This window comes from Pseudomonas sp. zfem001 (genome assembly GCF_032621725.1).
Lineage (GTDB): Bacteria > Pseudomonadota > Gammaproteobacteria > Pseudomonadales > Pseudomonadaceae > Aquipseudomonas > Aquipseudomonas sediminis.
Window position 1 is genome coordinate 1,408,986 of sequence record NZ_JAVYJI010000001.1, and the last position, 14,499, is coordinate 1,423,484.

Below are 14,499 nucleotides of genomic sequence, written 5' to 3' on the forward strand. Positions count from 1 at the left end.
AGGGTTCGCGAGCAGAGCTCGCTCCTACAGGTAAAGTGTCAAGGCTACAGACTACGCGCCAGCTCGATCAGCTCGCCACGCCATTCGGCGGCGGCCGGCAGCGCCAGGAAAGACGGATTGAGGAAGGATTCGCGCGCCTCGTAGGTCAGCACTTCGCCAGCCAGATCCAGCACTTCGCCACCTGCCCCTTCCAGCACGCCCTGCGCGGCTGCGGTATCCCACTGCGAGGTGGGCGCCAGGCGCGGATAGCAGTCGGCATTGCCTTCAGCCAGCAGACAGAACTTCAGCGAGCTGCCGATATTGGCCAGCGCCGGCTCACCGAAACGCTGGGCCAGACCTGCGAGTAGAGTTTCCTGCGCTGGGCTCGAATGGCGCTTGCTGGCCACCAGGGTAAAGCCCTGCGCGGGCGCCAGGCGCACGCTGATCGAATGCTCCTCGCCCGGCATATCGCTGCACCAGGCGCCCAAACCAGCGCCGCCGTAATAGCAGCGGCCATTGGCAGGAATGCCGACCCCACCGAAGACCACTCGTCCCTGTTCGATCAACGCGACATTGACCGTGAACTCTTCGGAGCCGGCGATGAATTCCTTGGTGCCATCGAGCGGATCGACCAGCCACCAACGCGTCCAGGCGGCGCGCTCAGCCAGCGGAATGTCGGCGGCCTCCTCTGACAGCACCGGCACCTCCGGTGCCAGCGCCTGCAGGCCATCGAGCAGGATATGGTGCGCGGCCAGGTCGGCAGCGGTCACCGGCGAGGCATCGGCTTTCTCCGTCACTGCCACACCGCTGCGCCAGTACGGCAGCGTCGCCGCGCCCGCCGCACGAACCAGTTCGATCACCTGGGGAATAAAGGGATGACTCACGGACGGTAATCCCCGCGCTGAGTCAGCAGATCGCGCACCAGGTACAACGCAGCCAGCGCACGGCCTTCGCTGAACTGTTCGTGCTGAGCCAGGCTGGACAGCTCGCGCAGGCTGATGCGGTCGACCCGCATCGGCTCGGGCTCGTCACCCGGCAGGCGCTCTTCATAAAGGTTGCGCGCCAGTACCACCTGAATTTTCTGGCTCATGTAACCGGGCGACAGGCTCAGCTCGGTGATGTACTCCAGTTCGTGCGCGCCGAAACCGGCCTCTTCCTTGAGCTCGCGGTTGGCTGCCACCAACACGTCTTCACCCGGCTCGATCAGGCCTTTGGGCAGCGACAGCTGGTAGTCATCGGTGCCGCCGCAATACTCCTCGATCAGCACCGCGTGCTCGGCGTCGAGCATCGCCACCACCATCACCGCGCCGTAGCCCGAGCCCTTGCCGACCAGTCGCTCATAGGTGCGCTCCGTGCCGTTGGAGAAGCGCAACTGCACTTCCTCGACACGAAACAGACGGCTGCTGGCGACAATTTCGCGAGCGAGAACCGTGGGCTTTTGGCGCATGAGGCGACTCCTTGGCGGGACCGAGCGGGTTATCATACAGCGGCTTTCGCCATTATCCGTGGCCGAGATTGCATCAAGGCGAAACAGGCCACGGAACAATTGTTCCCGATCAGAGAGATGCGCATGCCCGTACTACCCTGGCAGCAGATCGACACCGTCCTGCTGGACATGGACGGCACGTTGCTCGACCTGCACTTCGACAACCACTTCTGGCTCACCCACCTGCCGCAACGCTACGCCGAGCACCATGGCGTCAGCCTGGCGCTGGCCCAAGCCGAACTGCTGCCGCTGTTTCGCGAGCATGCCGGTACGCTGAACTGGTACTGCACCGACTTCTGGAGCCGCGAGCTGCGGCTGTCGATCCGCGAACTCAAGCGCGAGGTCGCGCACCTGATCGCCCTGCGCACGGATGCCGAACTGTTTCTGCGCGCCCTGCGCGAAGCTGGCAAGCGCGTGGTGCTGATCACCAACGCGCACCGCGATTCGCTGTCGCTGAAACTGGAACGCGTCGAGCTGGCGCCCTGGTTCGAACGCCTGATCAGCTCCCACGACTACGGTTTCCCCAAGGAGGATCAGCAGTTCTGGTTCGCCCTGCGCCAGGACGTCGACTTCGACCCGGCCCGCAGCCTGTTCATCGATGACAGCCTGCCGATCCTGCGCAGCGCCGGGCAGTTCGGTGTTGCCCATCTACTCGCCGTGCGCCAGCCAGACAGCCAGGCCGGGCCTAAAGATACCGAGGAGTTCGCCGCAGTGGAGGACTACCGGGAGTTGGTGCACGGACTGCCTGCGACGCCCTCACTGTAGGAGCCGGCTTGGCGGTGATCGCGAATGATGCTGATCGTCGCCAAGGCCAAGCCCCCGCCGCACCTGAGCGCGGGTTTAGTCGGGAATCCGCAATACCTGCCCCGGATAGATCTTGTCCGGGTGACTGAGCATCGGCTTATTGGCCTCGAATATCTTCATGTAGGCATTGGCATTGCCGTACTCGGCCTTGGCAATGGCGCTCAGCGTGTCACCCTTCTTCACCGTGACGAATCGCGCTTCGGGCGCGGGCATGGTCACGCTGATCTGATCATCGACCTCACCGACGCCGGCCACGTTGCCCAGCGCCAGGAGAATCTTTTCCTTCTCTTCCTGGCTGGCCACTTCGCCGCGAGCGATGACCTTGTCGCCCTCGACGCTGACCTCGATGTCGGGGTTGCCCAGGCCAACCTTGGCGACATGCTCCTTGAGCGATTCGGCGGCCTGTGCCTCCTGACCCACCAGCGACTCCCAGAGCTTTACCCCGGCGTCTTTGACAAAGGCAAACAGACTCATGGCGATTCCTCTCGTTCCTTGTGAATGACCGGGCAAACCGCCCGGAGACCAAAGTCTAGTTCAGGAAACACCCCTGATTAGCGTTCGCGCATTAGAATCCGGGCAAACCAGGAGCCCCCATGGACATAAAGCAGCTGAAATTCCTCGTCGCCCTCGACGAGACCCGCCACTTCGGTCAGGCCGCTGCGCGCTGCCACGTGACCCAGCCGACGCTGTCCATGCGCTTGCGCCAGTTGGAAGACGAGCTGGGCCTGGAACTGGTCCGCCGCGGACAGCGTTTCGAGGGTTTCAGTGCCGAGGGTGAACGCATCCTGGCCTGGGCACGCAGTGTGCTGGCGGCACAGGATGGCCTGCTCGCCGAAGCTGCAGCCTGTCGCGGGCACCTGGTAGGTACGCTGCGCCTGGGCGTGGTGCCGCTGGCCAGTTTCGACCCGATGCGCCTGATCAGTCTGTTCGCCGAGCGTCACCCCGGGCTGCGCTTCCAGTTGCACGCGCTGAGTAGCGATCAGATTCTTGAGGGCCTGGTCCGCAATCAGCTCGACCTTGGTCTGTCCTATCTCGACCGACTCGACCGCGAGCATTTCGCCAGCCTGGAACTGGCTGAGGCACGCATGGGCCTGCTCTACGATCAGCGCCACTTCCACTTCGTCAGCAGCAGCCTGCGCTGGGAACAGTTGGCCAACCTGCCCCTGGGCCTGCTCTCCACCGGCATGCACTTTCGCCAGTCCATCGATCACAGCTTCCGTGCTCGCGGCCTGAGCCCGCAGGTACGCCTGGAGGCCGATGCCGTGCACCACCTGACTCAAGCGGTCAGCGCCGGGCTGTGCTGCAGCGTCATGCCATTGCCGACCGACGGCGCTCCGACCGACGGTCATCTGCGCCTGCTACCCATCGAGGACGCTCATACCCTGGCACCTCAGGGCCTGATCATGCGCCGTAGCGCCCCTGCCTCACCGCTCGCGCAAGCCTGTTTCGAAGAGGCACGAGAGTGGCTGGCGAACGCTTGATAGATTTGCTCGATCAACACATCAAAGCCAACGATTAGACGCTCCCCGCCCATGGGCCTAGGCTTAGCTGTGTCAATCTGTCACAGAGCGCGCCTCGATGGCCAAGCCAGCCGCCCAGCCGCACATTGCCAGTGCCTATACCTACGCCGAACTCGGTGACGGTCGCGCGCAGCACGCTGCACTGGCCGAAGAATGTGCCCTGGCGATCAGCTACAACGACCTGAACCAGGCGGTGATGATGGTTTCGCCCCATCACCTGGAAGATTTTGCCGTCGGCTTCAGTCTTGGCAACGACCTGGTCCAGTCAATCGACGACATCTATGACATCCAGTTGCGCGGCCTGGGTGACAGCCGCGAAGCCCGCCTGCAGGTCAGCAGTCGCGCCTTCTGGGCGCTCAAGCAGCAACGCCGGCAAATGGCTGGCACCAGTGGTTGTGGCCTGTGCGGTGTGGATGCACTGGAACAGGCGCTACCGGCCCTGACCGCCCTACCCGGCGCAGCATTACCGCCACTTGAACATCTCACCGGACTGCGCGAGCGTATTGGTGAGCAACAGCAACTGGCACGCCACAGCGGCGCGCTGCATGCCGCCTTGTTCATCGATGCCAGCGGTGAAATTCGTCTGTGCCGTGAAGACATCGGTCGCCATAACGCCCTGGACAAGCTGATCGGCGCCATCGCCCGCGAACGTATCGACACTCACGGTGGCTTCGCCCTGGTCACCAGTCGCTGCAGCCTGGAGTTGCTGCACAAGGCGGTACGTGCCGGCATCGGCACCCTGGTGAGCCTGTCCGCGCCCACCGCACTGACCGTGGAGTGGGCGCGGCGCCATCGCCTCAACCTCATCCACCTGCCCCATCACAGCACGCCGCGGGTCTACAGCCCTGCGCCTGACGAAGAAGAACGACCATGAGCCTGCAACCCGTCAATCCTCGCTATAAGCCCTACAAAGGCCCAGCCGCTGGCTGGGGTGCACTGAACGCCGTGACCCGCTTCTGGCTGGACAGCAAGCAGCCGTTCAAGAACTTGCGCGCGTTGCTCAAGACCAACCAGAACGGCGGTTTCGACTGCCCCGGCTGCGCCTGGGGTGATTCGCCCGAAGACGGCCATATCAAGTTCTGCGAGAACGGCGCCAAGGCGGTCAACTGGGAAGCCACCAAACGCCGCGTGGACCCGGCCTTCTTTGCCCGCTACACGGTCAGCCAATTGCGCGAGCAGAGCGACTACTGGCTCGAATACCAGGGCCGCCTGACCCACCCGATGCGCTATGACGCCAGCACCGATCGCTACACGAAGACCACCTGGGCCGAAGCCTTCGCCCTGATCGCCAGGCATCTGAAGGCGCTGCCGAGTCCGGACCACGCCGAGTTCTACACCTCCGGCCGGGCCAGCAACGAGGCGGCATACCTCTACCAGTTGTTCGTGCGCGCCTATGGCACCAACAACTTCCCCGACTGCTCGAACATGTGCCACGAGGCCAGCGGCGTCGCCCTCGGCCAGAGCGTGGGCATCGGCAAGGGCAGCGTGACCTTCAACGATTTCGAGCATGCCGACGCCATCTTCGTGCTTGGCCAGAACCCCGGCACCAACCACCCGCGCATGCTCGAACCGCTGCGTGAAGCGGTCAAACGCGGCGCCCAGGTGGTCTGCTTCAACCCGCTCAAGGAGCGCGGCCTGGAGCGTTTCCAGCATCCGCAACACGCGCTGGAGATGCTCACCAACGGTTCCGAGCCGCTGAACACCGCGTTCTTCCGTCCGGCCCTGGGCGGCGACATGGCCGCCATGCGCGGCATCGCCAAGTTCCTGCTGCTGTGGGAGCGCGAGGCGCAGTCCAAGGGTGAAGCAGCGGTGTTCGACCATGCTTTCATCGCTGAGCACACCGATGGTGTCGAGGCCTACCTGAAGCTGCTCGACGACACCACCTGGGAGGCGCTCGAAGCCCAGTCCGGCCTGAGCCTGCTGGAAATCGAACAGGCGGCGCGCATGTACCGCCGCGCCGAGCGGGTCATCATCTGCTGGGCCATGGGTATCACCCAGCACCACCACTCGGTGGCGACCATCCAGGAAATCGTCAACCTGCAACTGCTGCGCGGCAACCTCGGCCGCCCCGGCGCCGGCCTGTGCCCGGTGCGCGGCCACAGCAACGTGCAGGGCGACCGCACCATGGGCATCAACGACCGCCCGCCGGTCACGCTGCTCGACGCCCTGGAAAAGCGCTTCCAGTTCAAGGTGCCGCGCGAGAATGGCCACAACACCGTCGAGGCGATCAACGCCATGATCGACGGCCAGGCCAAGGTATTCATCGGCCTTGGCGGCAACTTCGCCCAGGCCACGCCGGACAGCCCGCGTACGCACAAGGCGCTGCAGAGCTGCGACCTCACCGTGCAGATCAGCACCAAGCTCAATCGTAGTCACCTCACCGTTGGCCGCGACGCGCTGATCCTGCCGTGCCTGGGCCGTACCGACATCGACCATCAGGCCGGTGGCCCGCAGGCGGTGACGGTGGAAGATTCGTTCAGCATGATCCACGCCTCCTACGGCCAGCTCGAACCGCTCTCCGGCAGCGAGATGCGCTCGGAGCCGGCCATCGTCGCCGGGATCGCCAAGGCCACCCTGGGCAACCACCCGGTGGACTGGGACGCGCTGATCGCCGACTACGACCGCATCCGCGAGCTGATCGCCGACACCATCCCCGGCTTCCAGGATTTCAACCAGCGTGTCGCTCACCCCGGCGGTTTCTACCTCGGCAACTCGGCCGGCGCGCGGCAGTGGAAAACGGCATCCGGCAAGGCCAACTTCAAGGCCAATGCGCTGCTCGACGACCTGCTGCCTCCGCAGGTGCGCGAAAGCGGAGAGACGCCGGATCTGATCCTGCAGACCCTGCGCTCGCACGATCAGTACAACACCACGGTGTACGGCCTCGACGACCGCTATCGCGGCGTACGCGGCCAGCGCGATGTGCTCTTCGCCAACGAGGCGGACATCCTTCGTTTGGGCTTCAAGCCAGGTCAGAAGGTGGACATCCGCTCGTTGTGGAACGATGGCATCGAACGCCGGGTGAGCGGTTTCACCCTGCTCGCTTTCGATATCCCGGCCGGCCAGGCCGCTGCCTACTTCCCCGAAGCCAATCCGCTGGTGCCGCTGGAAAGCGCCGGCGTCGGCAGCAGCACACCGACCAGCAAGTTCGTCGCCATCCGCCTGCAGGCTGCCAGCGGCGGCAATCTGCTGGGCAGCAGCGCAGCAAGCTGACCGGCGGCCAGGAACCTCGTACAGAAATCGCTGGTCAATGGCGTAACGCTCGCCATCTGGCGGTTTCTGTTATCGAGGTGTCCATGAAGTCTCTGCAACTCTTCTTTCTTTCCCTTGGCCTGACTAGCGGCGGTTTTGCCTTTGCCGGCAATACCGAGGCCGGCCTGGGCGGCGCACTCGGTGGCGCAGTGGGTGCGATGGTTGGTCAGCAGGTCGGTGGCAACACTGGCGCCGCGGTCGGTGCCGGTCTCGGTGGCGCTGCCGGCAGCATGGTCGGCGCGGATCGCCGCAGTCGTACCGAAGCCGCCATTGGCGGCGCCCTGGGCGCAGCGGGCGGTAACGTGGTCGGCCAGCAGGTCGGTGGTAACACCGGCGGCGTGGTCGGTGCAGCAGTCGGCGGCGGCGCTGGTGGCGCGCTGGGCAACTACATGGGCAACGCCAGCTACGACGATGATCGTCGCGGCAAGCATCACAAACACCATGGCAAGAAACACAAGAAGCACCACAAACACTGGCGCCGTCACTGACGGATGCCTGGGGTCTGTTGGCATTTCGACGCAAGCCGCGTTGCCGCGAGAAATGGCTCCCGGTTAGGCGCAGGACGCAGGTAATGGTCATTCCCTTGCCAAGTCCTGCAACAACAGCGGGAGTCATTTCCCGCGCAACCCGAAGGGCCGGGCCAGTTTTAGCGTGGAGCGTCGTTACTCGACGGCTCATTTGGGCAACCAAACTTCGCGTCTCGTGCCTAGCTCCGCGCTAAAACTGGCTCCGGCGCGGTCGCGGCGAAACGCCAACAAACCCCATCACCCAGGGTTCATGGCGACGACCGAAGGCCACTTCGACCTGCGCCTTGAATCCTGTTTGTTCATAGCTGCGCTCCCAGCCACGCGCTAATTCACGATAGGCGTAGGGCACACTCAGGCGGTCATTCTCCAGGCGAATGGTGGCGCCGTAACCGGCTTCAGCAGCGTGGCGATAGGGTTCGATACGCCCGGCCAGTAACACCTGACGCTGCCGATCCGGCCAACGCTGGCGCAGCACCTGTGCATCCACGCCCGCATCCACCAGCATCAAACGGCTGGCCTGTTGCTCGACGAATTGCAGGCGACGCTGGCGCTCATCGCGCTCCTGCTGTAACACCTCGCTCTCTGGCTTGGCGTGCAATTCAGCTTCGGCCCCGCTCAGAGCCTGCCGCGACTCTTCGACCTGACCTCGGTACAACGGTCCATCCAGCTCCAGCACCAACCAGACCTGGCGTGCCGGCTGTCTGTTCAAGGTTTGCTCATCGGTAGCGGAGAACCCCAGCTCGCGCAGCTTGGCCTCGTCCAGCCAGGGCAACTGCCAACCATCACCGGGGCGCTGCCAGCTCAGTTGCAGGCGCAGTACGCCATCGTCCTCATCGCGCAACCACCCACCGTAAACGCGCTGCAGCTCGCGCTCGCTGAGCAGCAGTTGCGCCTCGGGCTCGCCGCTGCGGTTGTACCAGACGCCGCCCAGGGCAACGGCATTGCTCAGCAACACCACACCAAGGCCAAGCCATGCTGCCCGCTTCATCGTGCACCTCCCGACGCGTTGCGCCGCCAGCGTTGCAACACCACCAGCAGTAGCACGGCGATCAACCCGAGCAGGAGGAAGAACAGGTAGCGCGGCAGCAACTGCCACCACCAGTCGAACAGCTTGGCGAAGAGCATGATCAACGCGAAGACCAGGCCGGTGTTGACCACCTCGCCCCAGCCGCGGCGAATGCCGAGCCATATCGTCAACCCGGCGAGGACGAAACCGAGCGTCTGGTACAAGGCCTCGATCCAGCCCGTCGACCAGTCGAGGTAGCTGCCACCTCCCCAGTAGGACAGCACCAGCACCGGACCGAGCAAGTAGAGCAGCCCCACCACTCGGTAGCAGGCGGCGAACCTCGGATAACGCCGCTGATCGAGCACTTGCGGCACGAGCAACAGCGCCGCCAGCGGCATGAACAGCTCCGGCCGTTCACCCAGCGACCACCAGTGCCAGCCCGCCCAATCAGCCAGGCGAGCCGCGACGAACAGACCGAAGCAGAGCAATGCCACCACCAGCAACAGACGCTGGCGGCATTGATAAGCCAATAGCAGCGCCAACGCGCCCCAAGGCAGCAGGGCCTTGTCCGACGGCGTGATATTGAAGATCTGCCCGAGCATCGACAGGTTCAGCACGAAGCAGACGAATGCAAGCACCGAGGCCAGCTTGGCGTAATAACCCGAAGTGTCGCGAGCCTGCAGCCAGAAGCACAGCAGCAGGCTGCCCAGGGTACTGCCGACCAGGATGGCGACCTGCGCGAAGGCGTCGAAAAGTCCCCAGAACTGGTAGAACAGAAAGAATAATCCGGCCGCCAGCGCCAGCGCGCCGAACAGCGAGGCCAGGCGCATCCCCAACGACAGCTGGCGCGCACGAGCATCGGCGTCGATATCCAGCGCCTGGCGAAAGTGCGCCAGCAATTGGCGATGATGGTCGGTGACGGCTTGTTCCTGTGTCGCGCTCAGTTGCAACACCTGCTCCTGACGCAACTCCGCCAGCTCCTCGCGGAAGGCGGCGATGCGAGCGGCACGCTGTTGCGCCTGCTCACGCTCGAGATCGGACATGGGCACTCCCTGGCAAATGACTGCCCACAGCCTAGCAGGCCGGACTAGGTCGTGAGCAAGCGCTCCAGCGCAGCACGCAAGGTCTCGGGGATCGCTACTGGGCGATTGCTCGTCCGGTCGACGAACACATGCACGAAGCGCCCAGCGGCACAGGCCTGATCCTCGCCGGCCTTGAAAATCGCCAGCTCGTACTGCACCGAACTGTTACCCAGCTTGCCGACGCGCAGGCCGACCTCGATGGCGTCGGGGAAGGCGATCGAGGCGAAGTAGTCGCACGCCGAGCTGACCACGAACCCAACCACTTCGCCGTCATGGATATCCAGACCACCCTCGGCGATCAGGTAGGCATTCACCGCACTGTCGAAGTAGCTGTAGTAGGTCACGTTATTCACGTGGCCATAGATGTCGTTGTCGTGCCAGCGCGTGGTGATCGGCTGGAAGTTACGGTAGTCACCACGCAGGTGTTGGGGTTGGTTCATCGATGGTCCTTGGGGCGGCTTCGGTGTGCGCGGCGCACCCTACGGCAGGGATAGCGACGGCCCGGTAGGGTGCGCCATGCGCACCAATTGCGGTGAGTGTCAGTAGGCAGCCGAATAAATGGCCAGCGCCTGCTGCTCGTTCATCTCGCGCGGATTGTTCACCAACAGGCGCTGCTGCAGCATGGCGTCCGCCGCCAGAGTCGGCAACATGGCTTCGCTCACTCCGGCGTCGCGCAACCGCGTCGGCAGGCCGCTGCGCTGACTGAAGCCGGCCAGGGCCTCGATCAACTGCTCGGTCTGCGCCGCTGCACTGCCGGCCCTCAACTGCTCGCCCAATACCAGCGGCGCCAACTCGGCGTACAGCGGCGCGGCCGCTGGTGTGTTGAACGCCAGTACCTGCGGTAGCACCAGGGCGTTGGACAGCCCGTGAGGAATATGGAAATGCCCGCCCAGGGGATAGGCCAGGGCATGCACCGCCGCCACTGGCGCGTTGGCAAATGCCTGTCCGGCCAGGCAGGCACCAAGCAACATGGCCTGGCGCGCCTCGCGGTTGCTGCCGTTACTCACTACCTCATCGAGGTTGGCCGCAAGCAGACGCAGGGCTTCGCGCGCCAGCAAGTCGGAAAGCGGGTTCTTCTTCAGCGCACTGGTGTAGGCCTCGATGGCATGCACCATGGCGTCGATGCCGGTGGCGGCAGTGACCGTCGCCGGCAGGCCGAGAGTCAGGTCGGCATCGAGCAGAGCCAGATCCGGCAGCAGCAGCGGCGACACCACGCCCATCTTGGTGGTCTCGCCGGTGGTGACGATGGCGATCGGTGTCACCTCAGAGCCGGTGCCGGCGGTGGTCGGCACCTGAATCAGTGGTAGACGCCGACCGCGGGCATTGCCCACTCCATAGATCTCGTTCAGCGCCTGGCCGCAGTCGGGATGCGCCAGCAGCGCCACCAGTTTGGCCACATCCATCGAGCTGCCACCACCGAAGCCGACCACCAGTTCTGCCCGCAGCTCGCGAGCCTGGGCCACGGCGGCCAGCACCACGGCCTCGGGCGGGTCGGCCAGCACCTGATCGAATATCCGCACGTTCATGCCGGCGCGAGAAAACCCCGGCAGCAGCGGTTCCAGCAGACCGAGACGGGTGATGCCGGGATCGGTGACGATCAGCACGCGCCGGGCGCCGCGCTCGCGGCAGAGTTCGGCCAGACGCAGACTGGCGCCGGATTCGCAAAGAATCTGCGCGGTAGTGGCGAAGCTGAATGGGTGCATGGGTGCTCCTCTTTTTGTAGCCCGGATGAAATCCGGGACTGGTTCATGCAAACTTCCCCGGATTGCATCCGGGCTACGCTGGGCGTCTCACGCGTAGGGTGCGCCGTGCGCACCAATAACCCGCGTTAGAACGCGAAACTGTCCTCATCCATGGCCATCAGGCACTGCGCGCCGCCCAGCAGGGCTTCGCGGTGTGCACTGGCGCGCGGCAGCACACGACGCAGATAGAAATCGGCGCTGTGCAACTTGGCCTGGTAGAACGTCGCTTCACCGCTACCCGCCTCCAATGCATCCTGCGCCCGCGCCGCGGCTTGCAGCCAGAAACCGGCGAGCAGTACATAGGCCGAGTATTGGAGAAAATCCACCGAAGTGGCGCCGATCTCCTGCGGGTCGCGCTGACAGGCGGCAATCACTTCTTCGCTTAGCTCGCGCCATTCGCCCAGACGTGCCTGCACGACGGTCGCCATATCCTTCAGCGCCGGGCGCTCGGCCTGGGCATCGCACAGCGCGCTGAACTCGGCCTGCAGCGCAGACAGCTCGGCACCACCGTCGCCGAGCAACTTGCGGCGGATATAGTCCAGCGCCTGAATGCCGTTGGTGCCCTCGTAAAGCTGGGTGATGCGACTGTCGCGCATCAGTTGTTCCATGCCCCACTCGCGGATGAAGCCATGCCCGCCATAGACCTGCACACCATGGCTGGCTACTTCCTGGCCCATGTCGGTGAAGAACGCCTTGACGATAGGGATCAGAAGCGCCGCGCGCTTGCCGGCCGCCTCGGCGCCGTGCTCCAGGTCCAACTGGCGGGCGGTGTAGGCGGCGAGCATGCGGCTGCCCTCGACCAAGGTCTTCTGCGTCAGCAGCATGCGCCGCACATCGGGGTGAACGATGATCGGGTCGGCCGACTTGTCCGGCGCCTGCACGCCGGTCAGTCCCCGCGACTGCAGGCGCTCACGGGCATAACGCAGCGCGCCCTGGAAGGCTGCCTCGCCTATCCCCAAGCCTTGCAGGCCGACCTGAAAGCGCGCGTCGTTCATCATGGTGAACATACAGGCCAGGCCCTGGTTGGCTTCACCTACCAACCAGCCGGTGGCGCCGTCGAAGTTCATCACGCAAGTGGAGGCACCCTTGATGCCCATCTTGTGCTCGATGGCCCCGCACGACAGGCTGTTGCGTTCGCCAGGCGTACCGTCGGCGGCAGCGACAAATTTCGGTACCAGCAGCAGCGAAATGCCCTTCACGCCAGCAGGTGCATCCGGCAGACGCGCCAGCACCAGATGGATGATGTTTTCGGAGATGTCCTGCTCGCCGCCGCTGATAAAGATCTTGCTGCCGCTGACGCGGTAGCTACCGTCGGCCTGCGGCTCGGCGCGGGTGCGCAGCAGAGCCAGGTCGGTGCCAGCCTGCGGCTCGGTCAGGCACATGGTGCCCGTCCACTGACCGCTGACCAGCTTGCCCAGATACTGCTGCTTCAACGCTTCGCTGCCGTGCCTGTGCAGCGCCAGCACGGCGCCCTCGGTCAGCCCGGAGTAGACGCGGAACGACAACGACGCGCCCATCAGCATCTCGTGAAAGGCAAAGGCAACCAGTTGTGGGAAGCCCTGGCCGCCATACTCAACCGGGCCGGTCATGCTCGCCCAGCCGTTGTCCACGTACTGCCGATAGGCCTCGGCAAAGCCCTTGGGCGTGCTGACCAGGCCGTTTTCCAGGTAACAACCCTCCTCATCGCTGTTGCGATTGAGCGGCGCGACCTCGCCTGCGGCAAAGGCCGCAGCCTCCTCCAGCACGCCGTCAATCAGCTCGCGATCCAGGCCGTTGCCCAGACGCTCGCAGTGGCCGGCAGCGTCGAACAGTTCGTGCAGGACGAAGCGCATATCGCGCAATGGCGCCTGATAGCTCATACCCGGCCCTTCTGCACGTCGCTGAAGCGCTTGTTGTCGGCGGCCAGACGCTCGATCAACGCCGCCGGTTGCCAATGGCTACCGAAGCGTTCGGCCAGTTGCAGCAGACGCTGACGAATGGCGCCGACGCCCTCGCCGTCGGCCCAAGCCATCGGGCCACCGCGCTCGGCAGGGAAACCGTAGCCATTGAGATAGACCAGATCGATATCGTGGCTGTTAGCAGCAATGTTCTCTTCGAGAATCTTCGCCCCTTCGTTGACCAGTGCCAGCAGGCAGCGCTCGAGAATCTCCTCGTTGCCGATATCACGGCGACTGAAGCCCAGGCGCTCCGATTGCATCTGCACCAGCCCGTCGACGACCGGGTCATGCTCGGCCTGGCGGCTGCCGGGCGCATACAGGTAATAGCCTTTGCCGCTCTTCTGGCCGAAGCGGCCCAGTTCGCACAGGCGGTTGTCCACCTGTACCGCCGGGTCGTCCTGGCCCTGGCCGGACAGTTCACGGGCACGCCATTCCAGGTCGATGCCGACCACGTCGTACATGCGAAACGGCCCCATGGCGAAGCCGAAGCCCTGCAGCGCCGCGTCCACCTGGTGCGGCCAGGCGCCTTCGAGCAGCAGCATGCGTGCCTCGCGCACATAGGTGTGCAGCATGCGGTTGCCGATGAAACCGTGACAGTTACCGGCCACCACCGCCACCTTGCCCATGCGCTCACCCAGCTCTTGAGCGGCGTCCAGCACGGCTGGCGCGGTCTTGGCGCCGCGGACGATCTCCAGCAGCTTCATGATGTGCGCCGGGCTGAAGAAGTGCAGGCCCAGCACGGCTTCCGGCCGAGTGGTGACGGCGGCGATGGCATCGATATCCAGCGCCGAGGTGTTGCTGGCGAGAATCGCGCCGGGCTTCATCACCGCGTCCAGCTCGCGGAAGATGCGCTGCTTGAGTTCTAGGTTCTCGTACACCGCTTCGATCACCAGGTCGGCGTCGGCCAGCGCCGCATAGCTGTCTACCGCCTCGATACGTGCGCGTCGCGCTGCCGCTTCCAGTGAATCGATACGACCCTTGGCGACGTTATGCGCCCAGGTTTCCTCCGCCATCGCTAGGCCCTGCTCGACCATCTGCGGATTGTTATCCAGCCACAGCACGCGCAAGCCGGCATTGGCCAGGCTGATGACGATACCGCGGCCCATGGTGCCGGCGCCGATCACGGCGGCACAGCGAAGCGGCGAGACGACTTGAGTCATTGTTGTT

General features: G+C 64.6%; 14 protein-coding genes. 5 read left to right on the forward strand and 9 right to left on the reverse strand.

Features of this window, described 5'->3' with window-relative positions; all coding sequences use genetic code 11:
• Positions 1–44 precede the first annotated feature (44 nt).
• Both cysQ and nudE read right to left on the reverse strand, forming a co-directional pair.
• Entirely contained in the window at positions 45–863 is an 819-nt protein-coding gene (gene cysQ, locus RTH74_RS06580) for a 3'(2'),5'-bisphosphate nucleotidase CysQ (protein ID WP_316914144.1), read from the reverse strand.
• Positions 860–1,426: an ADP compounds hydrolase NudE gene (nudE, locus tag RTH74_RS06585; RefSeq protein ID WP_106733634.1), complete on the reverse strand. Its 567-nt coding sequence runs from the start codon at positions 1,424–1,426 to the stop codon at positions 860–862. The genes cysQ and nudE overlap by 4 nt, the downstream gene beginning before the upstream one ends.
• A 123-nt stretch (positions 1,427–1,549) precedes the next feature.
• Between nudE and yrfG the strand changes: the two genes are divergently transcribed.
• The gene (yrfG, locus tag RTH74_RS06590) at positions 1,550–2,230 is read left to right on the forward strand and encodes a GMP/IMP nucleotidase (RefSeq protein ID WP_125879110.1); all 681 of its coding nucleotides are present in this window, start codon (positions 1,550–1,552) and stop codon (positions 2,228–2,230) included.
• Positions 2,231–2,305: 75 nt separating this feature from the next.
• Here yrfG and lysM read toward each other — a convergent pair whose 3' ends face one another.
• Positions 2,306–2,743, reverse strand: coding sequence for a peptidoglycan-binding protein LysM (lysM, locus tag RTH74_RS06595; RefSeq protein ID WP_316914145.1), 438 nt, complete (start codon positions 2,741–2,743; stop codon positions 2,306–2,308).
• A 119-nt stretch (positions 2,744–2,862) separates the two neighbouring features.
• Here lysM and RTH74_RS06600 point away from each other — a divergent pair, with 119 nt between their 5' ends.
• The 4 genes from RTH74_RS06600 (at position 2,863) to RTH74_RS06615 (ending at position 7,526) form a co-directional block, all read left to right on the forward strand.
• Positions 2,863–3,750 carry a LysR family transcriptional regulator gene (locus tag RTH74_RS06600; RefSeq protein ID WP_179546079.1) on the forward strand — a complete coding sequence of 296 codons (888 nt, stop codon included), beginning with the start codon at positions 2,863–2,865 and terminating at the stop codon, positions 3,748–3,750.
• Positions 3,751–3,847: 97 nt separating this feature from the next.
• Positions 3,848–4,663 (forward strand): formate dehydrogenase accessory sulfurtransferase FdhD, encoded by an 816-nt coding sequence (gene fdhD, locus RTH74_RS06605; protein WP_316914146.1) that lies wholly within the window; start codon positions 3,848–3,850, stop codon positions 4,661–4,663.
• On the forward strand, positions 4,660–6,999 hold the full coding sequence (locus RTH74_RS06610; protein WP_106733633.1) for an FdhF/YdeP family oxidoreductase: 2,340 nt from the start codon (positions 4,660–4,662) through the stop codon (positions 6,997–6,999). Before fdhD ends, RTH74_RS06610 begins: the two co-directional genes overlap by 4 nt.
• A gap of 83 nt (positions 7,000–7,082) precedes the next feature.
• Positions 7,083–7,526: a hypothetical protein gene (locus RTH74_RS06615; RefSeq protein WP_099522908.1), complete on the forward strand. Its 444-nt coding sequence runs from the start codon at positions 7,083–7,085 to the stop codon at positions 7,524–7,526.
• Between the two features lie 229 nt (positions 7,527–7,755).
• Here RTH74_RS06615 and RTH74_RS06620 read toward each other — a convergent pair whose 3' ends face one another.
• From RTH74_RS06620 to RTH74_RS06645, 6 genes are all read right to left on the reverse strand, one after another.
• On the reverse strand, positions 7,756–8,553 hold the full coding sequence (locus tag RTH74_RS06620; RefSeq protein ID WP_316914147.1) for a DUF4824 family protein: 798 nt from the start codon (positions 8,551–8,553) through the stop codon (positions 7,756–7,758).
• Positions 8,550–9,614: a DUF2157 domain-containing protein gene (locus RTH74_RS06625; RefSeq protein WP_316914148.1), complete on the reverse strand. Its 1,065-nt coding sequence runs from the start codon at positions 9,612–9,614 to the stop codon at positions 8,550–8,552. Before RTH74_RS06625 ends, RTH74_RS06620 begins: the two co-directional genes overlap by 4 nt.
• Before the next feature lie 44 nt (positions 9,615–9,658).
• Positions 9,659–10,093, reverse strand: coding sequence for an acyl-CoA thioesterase (locus RTH74_RS06630; RefSeq protein ID WP_021487717.1), 435 nt, complete (start codon positions 10,091–10,093; stop codon positions 9,659–9,661).
• Positions 10,094–10,192: 99 nt separating this feature from the next.
• Entirely contained in the window at positions 10,193–11,356 is a 1,164-nt protein-coding gene (locus tag RTH74_RS06635) for an iron-containing alcohol dehydrogenase (RefSeq protein WP_316914149.1), read from the reverse strand.
• Positions 11,357–11,481: 125 nt separating this feature from the next.
• A complete protein-coding gene (locus tag RTH74_RS06640; protein ID WP_316914150.1) occupies positions 11,482–13,254 on the reverse strand; it encodes an acyl-CoA dehydrogenase C-terminal domain-containing protein in 1,773 nt (590 codons plus the stop codon).
• Positions 13,251–14,492 (reverse strand): 3-hydroxyacyl-CoA dehydrogenase NAD-binding domain-containing protein, encoded by a 1,242-nt coding sequence (locus RTH74_RS06645; protein ID WP_316914151.1) that lies wholly within the window; start codon positions 14,490–14,492, stop codon positions 13,251–13,253. The genes RTH74_RS06640 and RTH74_RS06645 overlap by 4 nt, the downstream gene beginning before the upstream one ends.
• Positions 14,493–14,499 lie beyond the last annotated feature (7 nt).